22 protein-coding genes are annotated in these 20,981 nt (G+C 70.6%); 14 read left to right on the plus strand and 8 right to left on the minus strand.

The window, feature by feature from the left end:
• Positions 1 to 78: 78 nt before the first annotated feature.
• Positions 79 to 1,008 (minus strand): mycothiol synthase, encoded by a 930-nt coding sequence (gene mshD, locus ACOZ38_RS04750; protein WP_424528982.1) that lies wholly within the window; start codon positions 1,006 to 1,008, stop codon positions 79 to 81.
• Positions 1,009 to 1,108: 100 nt separating this feature from the next.
• Between mshD and ACOZ38_RS04755 the strand changes: the two genes are divergently transcribed.
• A complete protein-coding gene (locus ACOZ38_RS04755) occupies positions 1,109 to 2,821 on the plus strand; it encodes a bifunctional metallophosphatase/5'-nucleotidase (RefSeq protein WP_424528983.1) in 1,713 nt (570 codons plus the stop codon).
• Positions 2,822 to 2,893: 72 nt separating this feature from the next.
• Here ACOZ38_RS04755 and ACOZ38_RS04760 read toward each other — a convergent pair whose 3' ends face one another.
• Positions 2,894 to 3,613: a response regulator transcription factor gene (locus tag ACOZ38_RS04760; RefSeq protein ID WP_363915147.1), complete on the minus strand. Its 720-nt coding sequence runs from the start codon at positions 3,611 to 3,613 to the stop codon at positions 2,894 to 2,896.
• Between the two features lie 294 nt (positions 3,614 to 3,907).
• Here ACOZ38_RS04760 and ACOZ38_RS04765 point away from each other — a divergent pair, with 294 nt between their 5' ends.
• The 10 genes from ACOZ38_RS04765 to ACOZ38_RS04810 all read left to right on the plus strand — a co-directional run bounded on the left by ACOZ38_RS04765 (position 3,908) and on the right by ACOZ38_RS04810 (position 10,112).
• Complete coding sequence (locus ACOZ38_RS04765) at positions 3,908 to 4,165, plus strand: MoaD/ThiS family protein (RefSeq protein ID WP_405144283.1); 258 nt, start codon at positions 3,908 to 3,910, stop codon at positions 4,163 to 4,165.
• A gap of 118 nt (positions 4,166 to 4,283) precedes the next feature.
• Entirely contained in the window at positions 4,284 to 4,961 is a 678-nt protein-coding gene (locus ACOZ38_RS04770; protein ID WP_424528984.1) for a DUF2993 domain-containing protein, read from the plus strand.
• A 31-nt stretch (positions 4,962 to 4,992) separates the two neighbouring features.
• On the plus strand, positions 4,993 to 5,505 hold the full coding sequence (locus ACOZ38_RS04775) for a sigma-70 family RNA polymerase sigma factor (RefSeq protein WP_424528985.1): 513 nt from the start codon (positions 4,993 to 4,995) through the stop codon (positions 5,503 to 5,505).
• The gene (locus tag ACOZ38_RS04780) at positions 5,502 to 6,290 is read left to right on the plus strand and encodes a zf-HC2 domain-containing protein (protein WP_424528986.1); all 789 of its coding nucleotides are present in this window, start codon (positions 5,502 to 5,504) and stop codon (positions 6,288 to 6,290) included. The genes ACOZ38_RS04775 and ACOZ38_RS04780 overlap by 4 nt, the downstream gene beginning before the upstream one ends.
• Before the next feature lie 45 nt (positions 6,291 to 6,335).
• Positions 6,336 to 6,776, plus strand: a complete 441-nt coding sequence (locus tag ACOZ38_RS04785) for a thioredoxin family protein (protein WP_424528987.1) — start codon at positions 6,336 to 6,338, stop codon at positions 6,774 to 6,776.
• A 32-nt stretch (positions 6,777 to 6,808) separates the two neighbouring features.
• Positions 6,809 to 6,892 carry a putative leader peptide gene (locus ACOZ38_RS04790; protein ID WP_358546035.1) on the plus strand — a complete coding sequence of 28 codons (84 nt, stop codon included), beginning with the start codon at positions 6,809 to 6,811 and terminating at the stop codon, positions 6,890 to 6,892.
• 89 nt (positions 6,893 to 6,981) lie between these two features.
• The gene (locus ACOZ38_RS04795; protein ID WP_424528988.1) at positions 6,982 to 7,392 is read left to right on the plus strand and encodes a DUF4395 domain-containing protein; all 411 of its coding nucleotides are present in this window, start codon (positions 6,982 to 6,984) and stop codon (positions 7,390 to 7,392) included.
• Between the two features lie 14 nt (positions 7,393 to 7,406).
• Positions 7,407 to 8,246: a sulfurtransferase gene (locus ACOZ38_RS04800; protein WP_424528989.1), complete on the plus strand. Its 840-nt coding sequence runs from the start codon at positions 7,407 to 7,409 to the stop codon at positions 8,244 to 8,246.
• Positions 8,246 to 8,545: a DUF1416 domain-containing protein gene (locus tag ACOZ38_RS04805; RefSeq protein WP_405144290.1), complete on the plus strand. Its 300-nt coding sequence runs from the start codon at positions 8,246 to 8,248 to the stop codon at positions 8,543 to 8,545. The genes ACOZ38_RS04800 and ACOZ38_RS04805 overlap by 1 nt, the downstream gene beginning before the upstream one ends.
• Positions 8,546 to 8,732: 187 nt before the next feature.
• Positions 8,733 to 10,112, plus strand: a complete 1,380-nt coding sequence (locus ACOZ38_RS04810; RefSeq protein ID WP_424528990.1) for a hypothetical protein — start codon at positions 8,733 to 8,735, stop codon at positions 10,110 to 10,112.
• On the opposite strand, the gene ACOZ38_RS04815 is transcribed toward ACOZ38_RS04810, so the two are convergent.
• Genes ACOZ38_RS04815 through ACOZ38_RS04825 form a run of 3 tightly spaced genes read right to left on the minus strand, consistent with a single transcriptional unit; the run spans position 9,997 to position 12,154 of the window.
• The gene (locus ACOZ38_RS04815) at positions 9,997 to 10,818 is read right to left on the minus strand and encodes a hypothetical protein (protein ID WP_424528991.1); all 822 of its coding nucleotides are present in this window, start codon (positions 10,816 to 10,818) and stop codon (positions 9,997 to 9,999) included. The two genes, ACOZ38_RS04810 and ACOZ38_RS04815, sit on opposite strands and share 116 nt — an antisense overlap.
• The gene (locus ACOZ38_RS04820; RefSeq protein ID WP_424528992.1) at positions 10,818 to 11,477 is read right to left on the minus strand and encodes a hypothetical protein; all 660 of its coding nucleotides are present in this window, start codon (positions 11,475 to 11,477) and stop codon (positions 10,818 to 10,820) included. The genes ACOZ38_RS04815 and ACOZ38_RS04820 overlap by 1 nt, the downstream gene beginning before the upstream one ends.
• Positions 11,477 to 12,154 carry a hypothetical protein gene (locus tag ACOZ38_RS04825; RefSeq protein WP_424528993.1) on the minus strand — a complete coding sequence of 226 codons (678 nt, stop codon included), beginning with the start codon at positions 12,152 to 12,154 and terminating at the stop codon, positions 11,477 to 11,479. The genes ACOZ38_RS04820 and ACOZ38_RS04825 overlap by 1 nt, the downstream gene beginning before the upstream one ends.
• A 184-nt stretch (positions 12,155 to 12,338) precedes the next feature.
• Between ACOZ38_RS04825 and ACOZ38_RS04830 the strand changes: the two genes are divergently transcribed.
• Positions 12,339 to 13,694 carry a hypothetical protein gene (locus ACOZ38_RS04830; RefSeq protein WP_424528994.1) on the plus strand — a complete coding sequence of 452 codons (1,356 nt, stop codon included), beginning with the start codon at positions 12,339 to 12,341 and terminating at the stop codon, positions 13,692 to 13,694.
• Here the strand turns inward: ACOZ38_RS04830 and ACOZ38_RS04835 are convergent.
• From ACOZ38_RS04835 to ACOZ38_RS04845, 3 genes are read right to left on the minus strand one after another with little or no spacing between them, the layout of a single operon-like run.
• Positions 13,658 to 14,275: a hypothetical protein gene (locus ACOZ38_RS04835; RefSeq protein ID WP_424528995.1), complete on the minus strand. Its 618-nt coding sequence runs from the start codon at positions 14,273 to 14,275 to the stop codon at positions 13,658 to 13,660. The two genes, ACOZ38_RS04830 and ACOZ38_RS04835, sit on opposite strands and share 37 nt — an antisense overlap.
• Positions 14,276 to 14,279: 4 nt before the next feature.
• Entirely contained in the window at positions 14,280 to 14,987 is a 708-nt protein-coding gene (locus ACOZ38_RS04840; protein ID WP_424528996.1) for a hypothetical protein, read from the minus strand.
• Entirely contained in the window at positions 14,984 to 15,658 is a 675-nt protein-coding gene (locus ACOZ38_RS04845; protein WP_424528997.1) for a hypothetical protein, read from the minus strand. Before ACOZ38_RS04845 ends, ACOZ38_RS04840 begins: the two co-directional genes overlap by 4 nt.
• Before the next feature lie 206 nt (positions 15,659 to 15,864).
• Here ACOZ38_RS04845 and ACOZ38_RS04850 point away from each other — a divergent pair, with 206 nt between their 5' ends.
• Together ACOZ38_RS04850 and ACOZ38_RS04855 are read left to right on the plus strand one after the other, a co-directional pair.
• The gene (locus tag ACOZ38_RS04850; protein ID WP_424528998.1) at positions 15,865 to 17,808 is read left to right on the plus strand and encodes a hypothetical protein; all 1,944 of its coding nucleotides are present in this window, start codon (positions 15,865 to 15,867) and stop codon (positions 17,806 to 17,808) included.
• A gap of 62 nt (positions 17,809 to 17,870) precedes the next feature.
• A complete protein-coding gene (locus ACOZ38_RS04855) occupies positions 17,871 to 20,954 on the plus strand; it encodes an ATP-binding protein (protein ID WP_424528999.1) in 3,084 nt (1,027 codons plus the stop codon).
• The last annotated feature ends 27 nt before the right edge of the window (positions 20,955 to 20,981 follow it).

A 20,981-nucleotide genomic window follows, 5' to 3' on the forward strand; every position in this document is an offset into this window, starting at 1 on the left:
GCGCCGGGGTATGCGCGTGCTTACAGCGTGACGGTCCCCTCGGCGGCGGGCTGTGTCAATTGACACACGACGGCGGCTTCACCCGTGGCGGTACATCACGTCCACGTCCCACCGGGTGAAGCCGAGGGACTCGTAGAGGCGGATGGCCGAGGGGTTGTCCTCGTCGACGTAGAGCATGACCTGGTCGAGCCCGCGTGACCGCAGGTGCTCGAGCCCGGCCAGGGTGAGCGCCCGGCCGAGGCCGCTGCCCTGCTCCGCGGGGTCGACCCCCACGACGTACACCTCACCGATCGCCTTGTGCCCGCCGGGCCCTTCGTCGCCGTCGTGCACCTTGGTCCAGTGGAAGCCCGCGAGCCTCGGACCGCTCGGCGGCTCGCCCGGGCGGACGGCGAGGAAGAAGCCGTCCGGGTCGAACCACGGCTCCCGCTCGCGGAGCGCCAGGTCGTCCCTGGTCCATGAGCCCTGCTCCGGATGGTGGGCGAACGCGCGCGCGTTCAGCGCCAGCCACGCCTCCTCGTCCGCGCCGGGCTCGAACGCGCGCAGCCGTACCCCCTCGGGCAGCTTCGCGGTGGGAAGCGGTTCGAGCAGCGAGCGGCGCATCCGCCAGAGGGACCGCACCCGGGTGAAGCCCGTGGAGACGGCCAGCCGGGCGGCCTCCGGGTGGTCGCCGTGCGCCCACAGGCGCAGCCGTCCGCCGCTCTCGGCCAGCGCCGCCTCGACCAGCCGCCGCCCGAGGCCCCGCCGGCGGTGGGACGGACGCACGACCAGCTCGCCGCTCGGACCCTCTGCCTCGTCGGCCGGGTCGACGTGCGCGAGGCCCGCCAGCGTGTCATCCTCGTAGAGCAGGATGGCCTTCGCGCCCGGGTCGCCGCCGTGGCGCAGGGTGAGCATGACATGTTCGTTGAGGGGCCGCACCGAGTCGGCTACGGTGGCGGCGTCGACCAGCGCGGCGACCGCCGCCATCTCCTGGTCGCCGAGTCGTTGCCGGATGTCCACACGGATGGTCATGCTCGAACTCTAATCTGGCAGAAAACGCCATCAAGTCGTGGGGCATATCGTTACCTCTGGTTCGTTTTATGCTGGTGTTACGTCTCTAACCTCGATGGTTATGACCTCACGATCGTTCACGCGGATCGCGGTCGCCGGCATAGTGGCGGCCACCGGCCTCGCCATCGTCGCCGGCCCCGCGTCCGCGAACCCGAAACCTCCGAAGCCTCCCGTGACGGTGCCCGTGCGGCTCGTCTCCATCAACGACTTCCACGGCAACCTGGAGCCCCCGACCGGTTCGAGTGGCGCGATCGTCAACGAGAGCGGGACGTCCGTGCCCGCCGGCGGCGCCGCCTACCTGGCGACCCACCTCAAGTCGCTGGTCAACAAGAACTCCGCCGTCGTGGCGGCCGGCGACCTGATCGGCGCCTCGCCGCTGATCTCGGCCGCGTACCACGACGAGCCGACCGTCGAGCTGCTCGGCAAGCTCGGCCTTGACGTCTCCTCCGTCGGCAACCACGAGTTCGACGAGGGCCTCACCGAGCTCAAGCGCATCCAGAACGGCGGCTGCCACCCCACCGACGGCTGCTCCCCGGCCGGCAAGTGGAAGGGCGCCAAGTACGAGTACCTCGCGGCCAACGTCCTCAAGGAGAAGAGCGACAAGTACGCGCTCCCGCCGGTCGCCATCAAGAAGATCAACGGCGTCAAGGTCGGCTTCATCGGCCTGGTCACGCAGACCACGCCCACGATCGTGACCGCCGCCGGCATCGCCGGGCTGAAGTTCGACGAGGAGGTCGCCTCGGGCAACCGGGCGGCCGACCTCCTGCGGCGGGCGGGCGTCAAGGCCATCGTGGCCCTCGTCCACGAGGGTGACCAGATCACCCCGAACCAGAGCCCGGACGCCTGCCCGGTCACCCCGGGCGCGGGCAGCCGGATCGCCCAGGGCCTCAGCTCGGACGTCGACCTGGTCATCATGGGCCACTCGCACCAGGCCTACATCTGCAAGACCAAGGACCCGTCCGGCCAGGACCGCTTCTACACCCAGGGCTCGTCGTTCGGCCGCGTGCTGACGACGGTCGACTTCCAGGTGGACAAGAAGACGGGCGAGGTCGTCCGCTCCTCGGTCGTCGCCGACAACCACGTCGTCACCCGCGACGTCACGCCCGACCCGGCGATCACGACGTTCGTCCAGACCTGGAAGGACCGGGTCTCGACGGTCGCCAACAAGCCGATCGGCAAGATCACGGCTGACATCGGCCGGGCGGCCGGGCCCTCCGGCGAGACCGCCCTCGGCGACCTGATCGCCGACGCGCAGCTCGAGAGCACGAAGACCGGCGGCAACGCCGAGATCGCGCTGATGAACCCGGGCGGCGTCCGCGCCGACCTGTCCTACGCCCAGAGCGGCTCCGAGGGCGACGGCGTCGTGACGTACGGCGAGGCGTTCACCGTGCAGCCGTTCAACAACCTCATGCAGGTCGTGACGCTGACCGGGGCCAAGCTCGACGCGCTGCTCGAGCAGCAGTGGCAGAGCGGCGGCTCGGTCGTGCGCATCCTGCAGCCGTCGGCGTCCCTGACCTACACGGTGAACCTGTCGCAGCCGATCGGCTCGCGGGTCTCCGACATCAAGATCAACGGGACTCCGGTCACGGACACCCAGTCGATCAGGGTCGCCGCCAACAACTTCCTCGTCGGCGGCGGAGACGGCTTCAGCGTCTTCAAGGACGGCACCGACCTGTGGAGCGGGCCGCTGGACATCGACGCGTTCGTGGCCTACCTGGGCGCGCACTCGCCGATCGCCCCGCCGGCCGTCAACCGCATCACCGTCGCCGGCTAGGCGTCATCACCTGAGAAACAGGGCTCGCTCCTCCGCACTGGTCGGGGGAGCGAGCCCCTTTCTCACCGGGTCTCAGTGGTGGGCGGGGGCCGGCTCGCGGTCCTCGACCTGCTCGCCGCCGCGGTCGGGCACGAAGCGGTACCCGACGTTGCGGACGGTGCCGATCAGGGACTCGTACTCGGCGCCCAGCTTGGCGCGCAGCCGGCGCACGTGCACGTCGACGGTGCGGGTGCCGCCGAAGTAGTCGTATCCCCAGACCTCCTGCAGCAGCTGGGCGCGGGTGAAGACCCGTCCCGGGTGCTGCGCGAGGTACTTGAGGAGCTCGAACTCCTTGAAGGTCAGGTCAAGGGCGCGAGTGCGGAGCCGGGCGGTGTAGGTGGCCTCGTCGATCGAGAGATCGCCGCTGCGGATCTCGTCCGGCACCTCCTCGGTGGCGGCGATCGAGAGCCTGCCGACGGCGAGCCTGAGCCGTGCCTCGACCTCCGCGGGACCCGCCGTGTCGAGGAGAACGTCGTCGGCTCCCCACTCGGCGGTCATCGCGGCGAGGCCGCCTTCTGTGACGATCACCATGAGCGGGCAGTCGATGCCCGTGGTGCGAAGGAGGCGGCAGAGGCTCTTGGCGTGCACGAGCTCCCTTCGCGCGTCCACCAGGACTGCGTCGGCCGGTGGTGCGTCGATAAGCGCGGACGCCTCCGCGGGAGCGACCCGAACCGAGTGGAGCAGCAGCCCGAGTGCGGGCAGCACCTCCGCTGAGGGCTCCAGAGCATTGGTGAGCAGGAGCAGGTTACTCACAGCACCTCCTAATCCAGAGGCTGACCGGGGGGTGAGGCGACACAGCATCGCTCACGCACCGCATCCGCCTCCTCCCCGCGTTGTGACGGCGCCAGCCGTACAAACACGTAAAGGACCCGGGGGCTACGTCGCCCAGGTCCCGTCAGTACGTGAGGATAGCCCACAGGAAAGGCGCGTCCATAGTGCGTCATTCAGGTGAACGGTCCATCACGCGGGAAATAACCGTAACCATTCCCTCGCGGTGAGTGATTGACACTTTGTGCGGTACTCATGAGTAGACGACGGAGGCGGCTGATGGCAAGGGGTACGGTGCGCTACTGGGCGGCGGCCAAGGAGGCGGCCGGCGTCGCCGAGGAGCCGTTCGAGGCGGGCACGCTTGGTGACCTCGTGGCGAAAATCACACTAAAATATGAAAATCCCGATCTGGAGCGCGTTCTGGGACGTTCTTCATTTCTGGTGAACGGGAATCCGGCGGGCACCCGTGACCCCCACACGGTCGAGATACCGGAGGGCGCCACCGTGGAGGTGCTCCCGCCCTTCGCAGGGGGCTGAGCGGGCTCTTCCCGGCTTGTGGGGGAATGCCTGCTTGATACGCGTTTCGGGGGTATCGCCCAGGGGAGTAGGGCGACGCGGATACTGTCATCACAGGCGTACCCCCCGAAGGAGTCGGATGCGCAAGCTGATCGTGTTCCTCATCTTGCTCGGCGTCCTTCTGGTCGTCGTCGACCGCGTGGCCGTGGCCGGCGTGCAGAGCGAGGTCTCCCGCCAGGTGGCGGCCCAGTACGACCTCGCCACGCCCCCCAAGGTCGAGGTGCGCGGCATCCCCTTCCTCACCCAGGCGATCTCCGGCCGCTACGAGGAGATCGCCGTCGCGATTGGGCCGATGACGACGCCCGACGGTGCGAAGATCTCGCGCATCGACGCGGTCCTGCACGGCGTGAACGCCCCGCTCATGGACCTCATCCAGGACTCCGCCAAGGCCGACATCCGCGCCGAGCGGGTCACCGGCACGGTGGTGATCTCGCGGCAGACCCTGGACGCCCGCGCGCCGCGCGGGCTCAAGGTGCAGGGCAACGGCGACGACACCCTGAACGTCACGGGCAAGCTCACGGTGGCAGGCATCTCCATCCCCGTCACGGCGAAGATGAAGATCGAGATCGTCAAGGGCGGCGTGCGGCTGACGCCCGAGAACGTCAACGGCATCCAGGTGCCGAACGCCACCCAGGCACTCAGTTTCACCGTGCCCGTCAAGGACCTGCCGCTGAACCTCAAGATCGAGAAAGTGCGCTCCACCCCCGAGGGCCTGGCCATCGACGGCACGGCGACGGACGTGCCGTTGCGTGGCTGAACCGGACCGCGCCGCCGTACGTCATGAGAATGTGAGCCCCGCCGGAACCGCCGACGAGCAGCTGATACGCACCCTCTTCGACGAGCACGCGGGGTCACTCTACGGTTACGTGTTGCGACTGACGGGCGATCCGGGCAAGGCGGAGGACGTGGTACAGGAGACGCTGTTGCGGGCGTGGAAGCACCCCGACGTGCTGACCGACCGCCCCGTACGGGCGTGGCTGTTCACCGTCGCCCGCAACCTGGTCGTCGACCACCACCGCGCGCGCAGGTCCCGGCCGCAGGAGACCACGGACGAGGCCCTCGCCGTGATCCCCGCCGACGACGAGCTGGAGCGTGCGGTGGAGTCCTGGGGGGTCGCCGACGCCATCGCGGACCTGCGGCCGGAGCACCGCGCGGTCTTGATGGAGACCTACTACCGCGGCCGGTCGGTCAAGGAGGCCGCCGAGGTGCTGGGCATCCCGGCGGGCACGGTCAAGTCGCGCACGTACTACGCGCTTCGCGCGCTGAAGCTCGCACTTGAGGAGCGGGGGCTCGCGCCATGAGCGCCTGTGAGGACGTACGGATGTCGCTCGGCGCGTACATGCTGGGCGCGCTGGACGCGGACGAGGCGGTCCAGGTCGAGGCGCATCTCGCGACCTGTCCCGACTGCCGCGCCGAGCTGGACGAGCTGAGCGGGCTCACCGCGCTGCTCGCCCGGGTCTCCGAGGAGGACATCGAGCAGGCGGCCAGCCCGCCGCACGCCGTCCTCGACCGCCTGATCTCCGCTTCGGCCAGGCGCCACCGGGTGAACAGGGTGGTGTTCGGCCTCGCGGCGTCCCTGGTGGCGGTCGTCCTCGGCGGTTCCGCCTGGCTGGCGGTGGGGCACTCGCCGGCCGCCGACACGACGGCCGCGGGCGCTCCGGCCGCGAGCAGCGCCCAAGGGAGCGCCGCCCAGCGGGCGGAGGACTCCCAGCGCACCGATCCCTTCGCCGCGAGCCCGCAGGCGTCGGCCATGCTCAAGGACGAACCGCTGCCGTCGAGGTCCCCCGTGGCCGCGTCGAACAGCAACGGCCGGGTTCGTGCCGAGCTGACCCTGACCCCGGGGGGCGAGGGCACGACCGTCGAGATCGTCCTGTCCGGCGTCCCGGCCGGTACGTCCTGCCGGGTGACCGCGGTCGGGACCGACGGCACCCAGTCCCCGGTCGGCAGTTGGACGGTCGACGCCGCCGACTACCGGAAAGGGCCCGCCACGTTCACCGGGCACACCGAGCTGACGATGGACCGCATCCGCGGGGTCGACATCCGCGCCTCCTCGGGCAAGCGCCTGCTGTGGGTCGGGAAGCCGTAGGCGCCCACGGGAATGGCGGCCGGGCGGCGGCTGTTGTCGCTGGCGATGACAGGCCTGGTGGTGCTCTGCGTGACGCTGGCCGCCGGTCTCGTCGCCGGGCTGGCGATGAGGCGGCGCGACGGAGCCATGCGCGCCGTTCGCGCCGTGAGGAGTGAGATGGACGTCGTGGCCGCCGGTGACCTCGGCGAGGAGCTGGGCGAGCGCGCCACGCTGGTGCAGTTCTCCACGGCCTTCTGCCAGCCCTGCCGGGCGACCCGGCGCATCCTGTCGGAGGTGTCCGGCATGGTGCCCGGCGTGCGGCACGTGGAGATCGACGCGGAGTCCCGGCTCGACCTGGTGCGGCGGTTCGACGTGATGCGCACGCCGACGGTCCTGGTGCTGGACGGGGCCGGAAAAGTGATCAAAAAGGCCTCCGGCCAACCGCGCAAGGTGGATGTGATCGCGGCCCTCGGGTTCGCGGCATCTCATGAATCGGACGCGACGTGACAGATGGCAAGACGGCGAGTACTGTCGTGGACATGACACCCTCGACAGAGCTGCTGACGAAGCGGCGCGCGGTTGACTTCTGCCGCGTAGCCACCGCGCTCTGTCGTATGGCCTGAGGGCGATCTCGCGGTTTTCACCACCGCACCGCTCTGAATAGTGCCCGATCCATGCGTTTCCGGCACGATCCCTTCAGGAGCTTTCCGCCATGCAGGTCGATCCAAGAAGCACGCGGTTTTCCGCGGCCATCACGACGCTCATCCTGGCGCTGGTTCTGCTCACGGGCAACGCTTGGCTGCTCCTCGCTCAGGGTGTGGTCTTCGCCCTGGGGGTCGCCGGAGTCTCACCGTACGGGTCGGTATTCAGACGGTTGGTGCGGCCGAGACTCGGTCCGCCGGCGCAGATGGAGGACGCCGCCCCACCCCGCTTCGCGCAGGGTGTGGGCCTGGTCTTCGCGCTCGCCGGCGTGATCGGGTTCACCGCGCAGATCACACCACTCGCGCTCGGCGCGACAGCCGCGGCCCTGCTGGCCGCGTTCCTGAACGCTGCCTTCGGCTTCTGCCTGGGCTGCGAAATGTACTTGATCGTCCGCCGTCTAATGCCCGCCGCAACCCGATAACGGGAGGTTCCCTAATGAGCCGCTCCGCCGTACTGGTGGACGCCGACTGGGTCGAGGCCAACCTCGACTCTCCTGGTGTCGTGCTCGTCGAAGTCGACGAGGACGCCAGCGCCTATGACAAGGGCCACATCCGTGGTGCCGTGAAGATCGACTGGAAGAAGGATCTGCAGGACCCGGTCCGCCGCGACTTCGTGGACCGTGAGGGCTTCCAGGCCCTCCTGTCGGCTCGGGGCATCGGCAACGACGACACCGTGGTCCTCTACGGTGGCAACAACAACTGGTTCGCCGCCTACGCGTACTGGTACTTCAAGCTCTACGGCCACGAGAACGTCCGTCTCCTCGACGGCGGCCGCAAGAAGTGGGAGCTCGACTCGCGCGAGCTGGTCACCGAGGCGCCGTCGCGTCCCGAGACGCAGTACGCCGCCAAGGACCAGGACCTCTCGCTCCGTGCCTTCCGCGACGACGTGGTCGCCGCGATCGGCAAGCTCAACCTCGTGGACGTCCGCTCGCCCGACGAGTTCTCGGGCAAGCTCCTCGCCCCGGCCCACCTGCCTCAGGAGGCGGCGCAGCGGGGTGGCCACATCCCGACCGCCCGCAACGTCCCGTGGTCCAAGGCCGCGAACGACGACGGCACCTTCCGGTCCGACAAGGAGCTGCAGGAGCTCTACGCCGGCGAGGGCGTCGACTTCGACAAGGACACGATCGCCTACTGCCGCATCGGCGAGCGTTCCGCCCACACCTGGTTCGTGCTGCACGAGATCCTCGGCCAGCCGAACGTGAAGAACTACGACGGCTCGTGGACCGAGTACGGCTCGCTCGTGGGCGTGCCGATCGAGTTGGGGGAGGCCCGCTGATGACCGTTCAGGGTTGCGCCGCGCCGGAGCAGACCGTCGCGCTTCCGGCAGGCATCGATCTGTCCACCCAGTCCGTGATCCAGGGTGTCGTCACCGGCACCGGCACGGCATACGCTCGCCTCCTCGACCACTCCGGCGAGTTCACCGGCGAGGTCGTGGTCTCCGACGAGGGCGTCTTCCGCTTCTTCGCCGCCCCCGGTTCCTGGACCGTCCGCATCATCGCGAGCGGCGGCGTCACCAAGGACGTCGCCGTGGAGGCCCGCCTCGGCGAGGTCTCCCAGCTCCAGGTCGCCGTCTGACGATCGACAGGTAGCCTCGCCGCCCAGGCGGCGAGACCGCACATGTGCATCTCGAAAGGGCCGGCGTTCCCATCACGGGGACGCCGGCCCTTTCGCGTTCCCGGAGCCGGTGAAGGAATCCCCAAATGGGGATCTCTTCCCCTGATGCTGCTGCGACGCGTGGTGCGCCGTCGATAGGATGCACCGGATGTCCGAATCCACCCGCACCCCCGCCGCCTGGTCGCTGCCATGGCACACCCTGAGCCTGGCCGGGCGATGCCTGCTGCCGCTCGTCATGTGGTACTCGGCGGGGCAGTTGCTGCGGTTCGGCCTGCTCGCCGCCGGTACCGACCTCTCGCACGGCTCCATGCGCGACCTGCGGCTCGCCCTCACGATGCTGATCTTCATCGTCATGGTCCTGGCGAACATGATCGTCAGCGTGGGGATGTTCTACACGCTTCGCGGGGCGCTGACGGAGATGCGCGCCAGGCGGGGGGACGGCGAGGAGGACGAGGGCTTCGTCGGCAGCCTCAGCAGGGTCATCGTGCCGTTCGTCGCTCTCTACCTGAGCTGGGGCTGGAATCTCGACGACGTGCGGGCCTTCATCACCACCGACATCACCCGGCAGAGCGGCGAGAAGGGCTATCTCGGCGCCATCTACAACCCCACCACCGGAGAGACTCAGGACACGGGCCTCGGGCTCATCGGGCTGAACTTCAACGTGACGCTGGCGATCATGCTCGCCGCCTTCCTGGGGCGCTACCTCTTCACGATCTGGCACGAGAGGCGGGGCAGCCGCTCGGCGGCCGTCGCCGTCGCGTTCTGCGAGCTCTCCTTCTTCTACTACGGCCTGCAGGTCGTCGCCTCGCGTGGTGACTGGGTGGGCAGCCGGGCCGCCGTGTCCTGGTGGAACGACCTCATCGCCGATCTGGCCCTCAACGTCCCCGGCTGGGAGGCGTTCTGGAGCGCGGTCGGCGCGGTCAAGCCGTACGCGTGGGACGCGCTGGTGCTGCCCGCCGCCTGGCTGACCGTCGCGATCCTGATGTACGGCGCGTACGCCGAGGACGCCGGCACCGTGATCAAGGGCACGAAGCTGGAGACCACGGCCGCGCAGGCCGGAGAGGCGATCACCGCGCGCACCCACTCGCTCACCCGCCAGACGCTGACGCGGTTCTTCGGCCGCTGGGCGCACTGGGTGGCGCTCGCGCACACCCTGCGCCTGGTCGTGCGGGGCGGCGCGCCGCTGTTCGGGATGTTCGCCCTCTGCTTCGCGGCGATCAAGGTCGGCGAGGGGTACGCGGCTCGCGGCCTCGAGTACCTGGCGGGCAACGACTACCCGTTGCTCTACTGGGACGTCGTCTTCGTGCCGATCACCTTCGCGGTTGACCTCGGGGTCACCGTGCTCACCACCTGCCTGCTGGCGGCGACCTTCGACGTCGCCGCCTCCGCCGAACGGCGGCGGGCCTCGGCGGTCAGCGGCCGAACCGCAGAGCCTGCCCCGACTCCTGCTCTCCCGCGTAGGCGTTCGGCCACATCATCAGCTCGACCTGGTCGACCAGTTCCTTCGGGACCACGCTCAGCAGGGTGAAGCGCCCGGGCACGCCGGGTGAGAGCGCGTCGGGCGTCTTCCACGGCTCGGCCGTCCACTTGCGGCCCGCCTTGTCGGCCAGGTAGAAGCCGGGCAGGCTGTACCAGTACTTCGTGCCATCGGCGTTCAGCGGGGTGGTCTGCACGTCGATCTGGAGCACGGTGCGGTCGGGCATGTCCGGCTGCTGGTCCGGCACGACGGCGATGCCGAGGAACCGCCACTTCGCGTCCGCCAGCGACACCTCCTGGCCGGCCGCCACCTGCTGGACCTGCGCTTGAGGGACGCTCTTCTCGAACCGGCTCAGCGCGTCGTACCCCCGTACGGCGAGGAACGCGGCGGTCAGCCCGACGGCTCCGGCGAGCTGCAGCGCGATCTTCGCCCCCTTCGGCATCGGGCGCCTGCGCCGCCGCGAGGGCTGCGCCGGCGCGGAGGCCTGGACGGGCGGCATGGGGGACGAGACGGGCGGCGGTCCCGCATAAGGCGGCGCGGCCGGGGCTGCCGGCGGAGGCGGCCACGGCTGGCGGCGGGGGGCCGGCCCGTCCTGGATCACGGGGATCGGCACCGTGGAGCTGCCTCTGGGCTCCGGCTCAGGAGGCGGCCAGACCCTGGCGTCGGGGCGGGGCAGGCGCTTGGACGGGGTGAACCAGGACGGCTCGGCGGCGGGAGGGCTCCAGACGCCGGTGTCGTCGGGATTCTGGTCGCGCATCAGCCGCTCACCTCGTAGACGTCCTTCGCGGCATCGATCATCTGGCTGGCCTTCGCCTGGTCTAGCCCGAGATCCATGGCGGTTTCCGGCATGAAGTCGGTGCCGAACAGCGTCGCGGGCTCGGCCACGACCACCCGGGCCCCCGCCACCTTGTCCGCGGGGATGTCGAAGAAGTAGAAGCCGGAGCGCCACCACCCCGGCTGGATGTCCTTGTCCCCGAGCGTCGCGCTGAGATCCACCCGGTCCGTGGGCTCGAAGCTCAGGCCGTCGGCGGTGACCAGGTGCGCGGTGAGCCGGAGCGGCCGCCGGGGTGCGGTGAGCCCCACCTTCGCGATCAGGAAGACCTCGTCGGGCGTGGCGTTCTCGGTCCCGTACTTCTTCTTGACCCGTACGGACCGCGCGAACTCGACGCGCTCCAGGCGGGCGGAGAAGTGCGAGGTGCGCAGCTCCTGGTGCATGCCGCCCGACACGGTCAGCGGCTCCCTCCTCTGGTCGGTCGTCAGCACGCGCGTCTGGACGTAGACCGCGGCGCACACCAGCGCTAGCCCGACGACCGCGCTCACCGTCCTGCGCCACAGCGGAACGCGGCGGCGCGGCGGCTCAGGACGGGCGGGCGCCGCGGGAGGCGCGTCCGGTACGAGGCTGCGGGAGGTGACCATCACACCTCCTCCACACGGACCGGCAGGTCGACCTGGGCGAGGACCGTGGGCGCGAAACGGAAGGCCTTGCCCTTCTTGCGGTCCTCCGCTGTCAGCGGCACCTTCTTCTGCGTCAGCTGCCAGTAGTGGGACCTGTGGAAGAAGTCCTCGTGCCACTCGTAGATGCCCGCGTCGATCTGGACGTTCTTGGGGGCCGGCTCGCCCGGTTGCAGCTCGAATGCCATGACCACCGTCGCGGGCACCTCGGGATGCAGCTGACGATACGTGCGGCCTCCGGAGATCGTCACGATGTTGGGGCCGGTCGACGTGGCCGACCCGGGCAGGATGACCTTGCCGTCGGCCCTGATCGTGACAAGCGCCTCGTCCATCCTCTGGGCGAGGAGCGTCTGTCCGGACTTGTTGGTCACCTTCATGGTGATCTGCAGGTAGCGCTTGTCGGAGATGCCGAGGCCGTCCTTGCCGCCGGGGCGGACGACGGCGTCCTCGAACAGCGTGGTCATCTGGACCTGGTCGACCTCCGCGCCCTTGCCGAGCTGCTCGGGCTTCTCCTCGGGGGCGTCCTTGAGGCCGCCGAAGGCCGCGCTCACACCCACGGTCGCGGCCGCCAGAACGGCCAGGACCGGTAGGAGAACCGGTCGCCGTCGTCGTGAACCGCCGCCAGTAGGGGTGGACGTCATGCCACAGGATGGTAGTCGTTGCTTGTTCCCCTTCCGCCTCGTTCGTCCCAGGAATGAGCGCTACAAGTCCGCAACTATGCAGGAACCCGGCACGGCTTCGAGGAAACCCGGGTGTGGCGAAACCTGACCGCGGGTTGTGGAGATGCCCTGCGGACCCCGAGACGTGATCGATAACATGCCCAGGATGTCCGAATCGCTGGCCTTGGGGGCTGGGTCACCGCAGGCGTCCTCCGCCGTCAGATGGTGGAGGCGCTCGCCGTACGGGCTCCCGCTCTACACCCTGGCCATCTGGGGACGCCGCCTGGTCCCGCTCGTGTTGTGGTTCACCCTCGGCGAGCTGGGGCGCTTCGGGCTCCTCGTGGCAGGGTCCGAGCTGTCGCACGGCTCCTTCCGGCAGTGGCGCCTGGCGGGCGTCATGCTGGACTTCATCGTCATGGTGATGCTCGGCATGATCGTCACCGTGGGCATGCTGCACTCCCTGCGCGGCATGCTGACCGAGACGCGTGCCCGGCGCGCCGAAGGGGGCGAGGACGAGCCGCTGCTCACCGGGCTCGGCCGGGCGATCATCGTCTTCGTGGCCATCTACCTGGCGTGGGGCTGGCAGACCGCCGACGCGCGCGAGTTCGCGGACGCGGACATGGAGCGCTACGCGGACCAGTACGACACCTACACGGCCGCGCTGGTGAACAGAGCCCTGGGCACGGGACAGGGGACGCCGGCCGAGCCCGTCCGCCCGGACGCCGGTACCAACCTCCTGCTCGACCTGAAGGTGGCGATCGTCTTCACGGCGCTCGCCATGGTCGCCCGTTACGTGCTGTCGGCGCTCCACGAGCGCAGGGGCGGGGCGAAGCTGGCCTTCGGCGTGGCCTTCTGCGAGCTGGCGTACACCTTCTACGGCGCCGTCCTGGTGTTCACCTTCGCCGAGGACCGCTCGGCGTGGCTCGGGCGACGGGTCGCCACCGCGTGGTGGAACGACCACTGGGCCGCGCTGGAGGAGGCCGTGCCGGGCTGGCGCACCGCGATGGAGTGGCTAGCCGGCATGCGTCCCCACATCGTCGAGGGACTGGTGGTGCCGCTCACCTGGCTGACCCTGGCGATCCTGGTCTACGGGGCGTACTCCGAGGACGGCCGCGCCCTGATCAGGGGCACCTCGCTGGAACAGGCGGCCGGCGCGGTCGAGCGGCGGACCCACCGGCTGACCCGGCGCGGCACGCACGTGCTGTTCGTGCGGGCGGGGCTCGACAGATGGCCTCCGGTGCTCAACGCCCTGCGGCTCACCCTCAGGGGCGGCGCTCCGCTCTTCACGGTGATGTGCCTGTGCTACATGCTGCTCCACGTGGGCGCGGACTACGCCGAGCGAGGGGTGTACTACCTGATCGGCGCCGCGCACCGCCAGCTCGAATGGGAGGTCTACCAGATCCCCGTCCACTTCGGCAGGGACCTGATCTTCACCACGTTGACGCTCTGCCTGCTCGCCGCCACCTTCGACGTCGCGGCGACGCGTCAGCGGGCGAAGCGCAGCGTCTCGCGGGGCGAGTAGCTCAGCACCAGTTCCGCGGTGTCCCGCAGTGCGCTGGGCACGGCCGTGACCACCGTGAACCGCGACGTCCTGCCCACCTTCAGGTCCGAGGAGGTCGGCGTCCCGGCCGGCACGGCCTCCCATTCGCCGCCGGTCCTGCCGCGCGTACGGAAGTCCGGGGTGCGGTAGCCGGCGATCTCCCCGGCCGAGACCGGGGTGACCTGGACGGTCGCGACCAGCGCGGCGGCGGCGGGGTCGTTCGATCGCGGGCCGGGCGCCAGGCTGACCTGCCAGCGCATGCCGTGGAGGACGACGCTCTGCCCGCGCGGGACGTCCTTGACCACCTCGGCGGGATACCGTTCCGCGACCCATGCCGAACGGTCCCACCACTGCACGCCGACCGTGACCGCGACCAGCGCGACGGCCGCCAGGGTGAGAAGGACGCCGCGCACCGCACGCGGAAGCCTTCGCCGCTTCGGCTCCCGGGGGGAAGGCGCCGGCGGGACGGCGGGCAAGGAGCCGGTGGAGGCACCGTCGCGCGCCACCGGCTTGAAGGCGTCCCACGTGGAGTCCTCAGGCCCCGGGGCGTACGTATCGCTCATGTGCTCACTCCTCGGCCACCAGCTGCCACGAGGGCTTCACGTCGTCGAGCAGGTGCCTGGCCGCCGTGTCGTCGGCCGAGAGGGCCAGTGCGGCCTCGGGGAGGAGCTGGTTGTAGCGGTTGGGATAGATCTGGTCGTAGATGCCGTTCGAGGAGGGTGCGGAGACGACGATCGAGGCTCCGGGAACCGCCTCCCGAGGGACCTCGAACACGAACACCACGTCGACCCACCAGCCGTGCTGCACCGGGCGCCGGGAGAGCGTGAAGGCCGGGTCGACGCGGTCGGTGGCCGCGTACTCGATGCCGTCGGCCGTCCTGAGCCACGCGTTCTCCAGCCGTGTCGGCTCATCAGGGGAGGTCGCGCCGACCGTGGCGACGACGAAGACGTCGGGGGTGCCGACGCGCGCGGACTTCTTCACCTCCACATGGCCGCCGTCCGGGTCGGTGCTGGTCGTGAGCAGCCTCAGGGACGAGGCGGCCACGACCTTGTCGAGCCTGGCGCTGAACCTTCCCGTCGAGGCCACCGCGCCCGCCGCCGCCTGGGAGGTCAGCGGGGCGTCCAGATCGTCCTTGTTCATCACGAACGTGTGGGCGTACACGGCCGCGGCGCCGACGGCGAGCGCGACGACCCCGTTGCCCAGGTACCGCAGGAGCCGCCGCCCGCCGGTCGGCGGGGCCGTGGGCGGCGCGGCCGTGGGGGGCGCGGCCGTCACGCCGCCCTCCGTACGGGGATGGTGACCCGCGCGGCGACCAGGGGCCTGTCGTCGTCGCCCCTCACCAGTTCGGCGATGTGGCGCCCGGTCAGGTGATCCTCGTGGTTCTCGTACCTGCCGACGTCGATGTCGAGGATGTCCGGATACCCGCCGGCGCCGGGCTCGGTCTCGGACGAGCCGCGCTTGCGGAGCCGGATGATCACCGACGAGGTCCGTTTCGGCGGCAGGAGCCTGCTGGGGGCGCCGTCGCCTGGCACGGTCGTGTCGTACAGCCAGGTGTCCCCGGTGCCGGGCATGCTCCCGGGGACCATCAGCTTCTCGCCGTCGCGCGACACCACCCGCAGCAGGGAGTTCTCCAGGTACGCCAGAGGCACGCTCACCTCCGCGTCGTTGTAGATCCTCAGGCTCAGGTCCAGGACGGTGTGCCTCGGCGCGGAGGGATCATCGCCGTCGAAGGTCACCTGGTGCACGAACGCGTCCTCGATCTTCGTACGGAACACGTCCTGGTCGATCTCCTGGCCCGCCCGCCGCTGTGGAGGCTTCTCGGGAGGGGCCTCCCGCAGGCCGCCGAGCGCGGCGACGGCGCCGATGCTCGCCGCGGCCAGCAGGACGGCGGCCGGCACGAGGACCGGTCGCCGGCGACGGCTGCCGCGGGGGACGGAGGACGTCATGCCACACGATCGTAATCGTGAACGGTTGCCCATCTGACTCGTTCGTCCCGTCAGCCGGGCGGGATGCCAGGAATCTGGTCCGAATGGCGAGAACCCTGCCCCAATAGGGGGTCCAACTCATACGCTGTCACAGTCGGAGAGCTAGTTCACGGGCATGGGGCCGGCAAGCTCCCCAGCAAGCGCGACCATTGACAGGTGGAGGTCCGGTGGCGGACGTGCACCCAGAGCATGCGCAGTTGCAGGCTGACCGGATCTACCTGGGCTGGCAGTACGCGATGCTGTACCCCGATCCGGGCCCGCCGCCGAGGCGCCCCTCGCCCGGAGAGATCTCCGAGGAGCCCGCCCCGGTCGACCCGGCCTGGGTCCGCAGGGAGCGCCTCCAGGAAGACCTGCTCAACCGCCCCGTGAAGATCGTCGGCATCTTCATGGGCATCCTCGCGGTCCTCATCCTCGGCCTCGGCGTCAGCGAGATGATCGGCTGGCCGTTCGTCGTCATCGGGCTGGTCGCCACGGGCGGCGTGGCGACGATCTGCGGCTACGCCGTCCACCAGGGCGAGCGGGCGCTCCGTTCCCGCATCAGGGAGCAGGAGTCGCGGGCCGACCAGCGCCGTGAGCGCCGTGAGCGCGAGCTGTTCGACGCCCAGGAGGAGCACGCGGAGCGCTACCGCGAGTGGGCCGCCAAGAAGGAGCAGTACGACCGGCAGCTCACCTGGTACGCCGTGGCCGTGCCCGACGAGATCGACCGCATCGACGTCGCGGGCGGCACGCTGCCCGGCTGGTCCGCGCTGATCACCCTGCTCGGCGCGACCCGGCTGTACAGCGGCGGCCACCTCACCGTGCTCGACCTGTCCGAGGGCGCCATCGCCAAGGATCTCATCGAGCTGGCCAGGCGCGGCGGCGACGACCCCCTGGTTTGGGTGCTCCCCGTCGACCTGCCGAGGCTCGACCTCGGCGCGACGCTGCCGCCCGAGGCGTTCGCCGACGTGCTCGCCCACGTCGTCAGCGTCAGCGAGGAGCACCGCACCACCCGAGACCTGAGCTTCGACAACGCCATCCTCGAACGCGTGCTCGAGGTGCTGGGCGAGAACGCCACGATCAACCAGGTCACGGCCGCGCTGCGCGCCCTCGCCCAGGTGGGCGACCCGCGCGACGACCTGCGGTACGGCCTGCTCACCGCCACCCAGCTCGAACGCATCGGCACGCTGTTCGGCAGGGGCGTGACCGACCGCGTGGTGATCGAGCGCGCCTGGGCCCTTGAGTCCCAGCTCCGCAAGCTGGAGACGCTCGGCTCCGAGGCGGTGAAGCTGCCGCCCGCGCGGCTGCGCGTGGTCTCCATGGACCGCCAGGCCGGGGTCTTCGGCAACCGCGTGCTCGGCACGTACGTCGCCACCGCGCTGACGCACATCCTGCGGCAGTCACCGGCCTCCGAGCGTCCCTGGTACCACACGATCATCGTCGCGGGCGCGGACAAGCTCAGGGGCGACGTGCTCGACCGGCTGATGGACGCCTGCGAGACCTCGCAGACGGGCCTCGTGCTGACGTACCGCTCGCTCACCCCCACCGTCAGGGAGCGCCTCGGCCGGGGGCACGCGGCCGTCGCGTTCATGCGCCTCGGCAACGCCGAGGACGCCCGGGTGGCCAGCGAGCACATGGGCACCGAGCACCGCCTGGAGCTGGCCCAGCTCACCGAGACCATCAGCCCGGCCGTCGACGGCGTGAACGGCTCCTACACCTCCACGGTCGGCGACGACGCCGGTCGCACCGGCCCCGGCGAGGAGGAGAAGGGCGAGGGCGACCTCAAGGAAGGCATCACCGAGTCCACCGAGTGGGGGCGCAGCGCCACCAAGGCGATGGGGGAGGAGCGCGTGCTCCACCGCAGCAGGGAGTTCCTGGTCGAGCCGCACCAGCTCCAGCAACTCCCCACGACCTCGGTGATCGTCACCCATGCGACGGCCGAGGGGCGGCAGGTGCGGCTCGCCGACGCCAACCCGGCCATCCTCACCTTCCCCAAGACCACTTTGGGGGAGTTCGAGGAGGTTCGCCGGGTCATGCTGACCCCGCCGGAGCCCGAGCCCGTGCCAGAGGAGGACCCTTTCCCGCCCAATCTGGGCCCGCCGCCCGAGCGGCTGGACTGGAGGACACGGCATTGAACAGGTAATCCCCTGGCAAACGACAGTGGCATAAGGGATTTGAGCTTGATATGCAGGCAAGCGTGTCCTCCGCAGCGCCCAGCGCGCCGTTCCCGCTGAGTGGTCCGTGGTATCGCATCCAGGCGATCACGGCCCCCTCGCGTAGCTCGTCGGCCGAGTGGGATTTCGTCACCGTCCTGCCCGCCGTGCTGTCCGCCGCCCAGCGCAACCGGCCCTTCGTCATCGGATGGCTCTCCCGCGGATCCGGCGCGCCCCTGGAGCTGATCACCAACGCGGGCCCGCTCACGCCACCGCGCCCGCCCCGGCGCGCGTCCAGCGCCACCGTTGAGGAGGCACCCCAGGGGCCGCAGCCGCTGCTGTTCCCCGGCGGCGCGCGGGGCGTGGAAATCGGCGACGACTGGCTCGCCGACCTCGCCGACCTCGCCTGGACACCCTGCCCCGGCCGCCAGGCCCCGCCGCTCAACGGGCGCAGGGAGCCGGGCCCCGACGAGCTGCTGCGTCCCACGCTGTTCGAGTCCACGCTGGTCACGCTGATGTCGCGCCCGTTCGCCTGGCTCGTCGTGGCCGAGCCCACCGACCTGCTGGACGCCGAGGTCGCCCACCTGCGCACCCAGCTCAACGTGCTGCGGCAGTACGGCGACGCCTCCGAGCGCAGCAGGTTCGACGCCGAGCGGGCCGAGCGGCGGATGCAGGAGCTCGACGCCTTCCGCGAGGCCGGGCTGTGGAACGTCCGGGTGCTGGCCGGCGCGGCGGGCCCCGACGAGCTGCGGCAGATCGCGCCGGTCCTCGTCGGCTCGGTCGAGATGAGCCACCATCCCTACCGGCTGCGCAGCGCGCTGTCGCTGCCGATCCTCGCCGGCTTCGGCCGGGCCACCGCCGTCGAGCCGGTGTACGGCTTCGCCGAGGCGCTGGGCGTGACCCTCCAGGACTCCGCCGACGGCGCGGCGTCGCCCTTCGCGGCCACCGCGGGGGCGCTCGCCGCCCTCGCCGGGCTGCCCCGCCGCGAGGTCCCCGGCGTTCGGGTGCTCGACGCGGGCTTCTTCGACGTGACCAGCGAGGCCGACGTCCGCAACACCGGGGAGCCCGTGCTCGACCTCGGCGCGATCATCGACGGGCAGGACCGCGCGGTCGGGTCGTTCCGGGTGCCGCTGGCGACGCTCAACCGGCACGCCTTCGTCACAGGGGCGACCGGGTCCGGCAAGTCGCAGACCGTGCGCCACCTGCTGGAGCAGCTCAGCGAGGCCGGCATCCCGTGGCTCGCGATCGAGCCCGCCAAGTCCGAGTACGCCGCGATGGCCGGGCGCATGGAGCACCTGGCGCCGCTCACGGTGATCAACCCATCGGCGCCCGACAACGTACCGTTCAGCGTCAACCCGCTCGCCCCCGAGCCCGGCTATCCGGTGCAGGCGCACATCGACATGGTCAGGGCGCTGTTCATGGCGGCCTTCGACGCCGAGGAGCCGTTCCCGCAGATCATGTCGCTGGCGCTCCAGCGCGTGTACGAGGCCAACGGCTGGGACGTCGTCACCGGCGGCGGCATCCCGGGAGCCGCGGTGCAGCCGTCGGTGCCCACGCTGGAGCAGTTACAGACCCACGCCCTTGAGGTCATCCAGGAGATCGGGTACGGCAGGGAGGTCCAGGCCGACGTCGAGGGCTTCATCAGCCTGCGGCTGCGTAGCCTCCGGGTCGGCTCCGCGGGGCGGTTCTTCGAGGGCGGCCACCCCGCCGACATCGGCGGCCTCCTGCAGCGCAACGTCGTGTTCGCGATCGAGGACGTCGCGAACGACGAGGACAAGGCGTTCCTGATGGGCACGCTCATCATCCGCATCGTCGAGCACCTGCGGATGCGCGCCAGGGAGGAGAAGGCCCGCGGACTCCAGCACGTCATCGTCATCGAGGAGGCGCACCGGCTGCTGCGCGACAGGGGCTCCCAGCGGGCCAGCACCCACGCGGTGGAGCTGCTGGCGGGGATGCTCGCCGAGATCCGCGCGTACGGCGAGGGCATCGTCGTGGCCGAGCAGATCCCCACCAAGCTCATCGCGGACGTGGTGAAGAACACCGCGCTGAAGGTCGTGCACCGGCTCCCCGCCGAGGACGACCGCAGGCTCGTCGGCGCGGCGATGAACCTCAGCGAGGAGCAGTCCCGCCAGGTCGTCTCGCTGCAGCCGGGCACCGCCGCGGTCTTCGCCGACGGCATGGACCGCCCGCTGCGCATCCAGGTACCGCTAGGAGAGGACCGCGAGCACACCCTCCTCGGCCCGATCCCGCCCATCCGCGGGCGCAGGTCCGCCGCCTGCGGGCACGAGTGCACGACCGGCAAGGCTTGCACGCTGTTCGAGCTGCGCGAGGCGGACCTGCTCGCCGACGCCCCCGAGTGGGCCTGGCTGCGCATCTGGACCGACACGGTGGTGCTGGCCTTCTGCACCAACCGGTCGCTGCCGGGCGTCCCGCGCGTGCTCGCCGACATCTGGGCCGAGCTTCCCGCGAGGCGCCGCGAGTGCCTGCTCGCCACGCTCGTGGAGCGCGCGGTGGCGAGGCGGGCGTGGTCGCTGCGCACGTTCTACGACCCGAGCCTGCTGACGGTGAAGGCGGCCGAGGTGGCGGCGGCGCTGCTCGACCCGTCGGGGGACGCCAAGCCGGCCCCCGGCGAGCGCCCGGGCGCGGCGTGGGTGATCCCGCAGGTCCGCTGGGTCCACGAGGTCGACAGGCTCTTCCCGTACGGCCACCAGGCGCCGAACCTCCGCAGTCCCGCCCCCGCGATGGAGTACGCCCTGTTCGGCACCGACCCCTCCGGCCGGCCGTACCCGCATCTCGGGGTCAACGGGTCGGGGCCGGTGGACACCGGGGGGCGCACCGAGCTGCTCGGGCACCGTGCCAAGGCCCTGCGCCACCACCCGCTGTCGATGGAGATGGACCGCAACCGGGCTCTCGCCTGGCGGGTCCTGCTCGGCGACGACGAGCACGAGGGCATCCAGAGGGACTTCATGACCGTCGCCATCGGCGTCGAGCCGCGTGACCGGGTACGTCACATCGCCCAGACGATGGGCGCCGGGTGGCTGGAGACCGTCCTGGCGTGGCCGAGGCGGTTCGTGCTGCCGTTCGAGGGGGGCGCGGAGAACCAGGCGGAGCTCTCCTTCCTCGACTAGCGCGCCGGCTCGTGAGCCTCGTTGGGA

This window comes from Sphaerisporangium viridialbum (genome assembly GCF_049674955.1).
GTDB classification, from domain to species: Bacteria; Actinomycetota; Actinomycetes; order Streptosporangiales; family Streptosporangiaceae; genus Sphaerisporangium; species Sphaerisporangium viridialbum.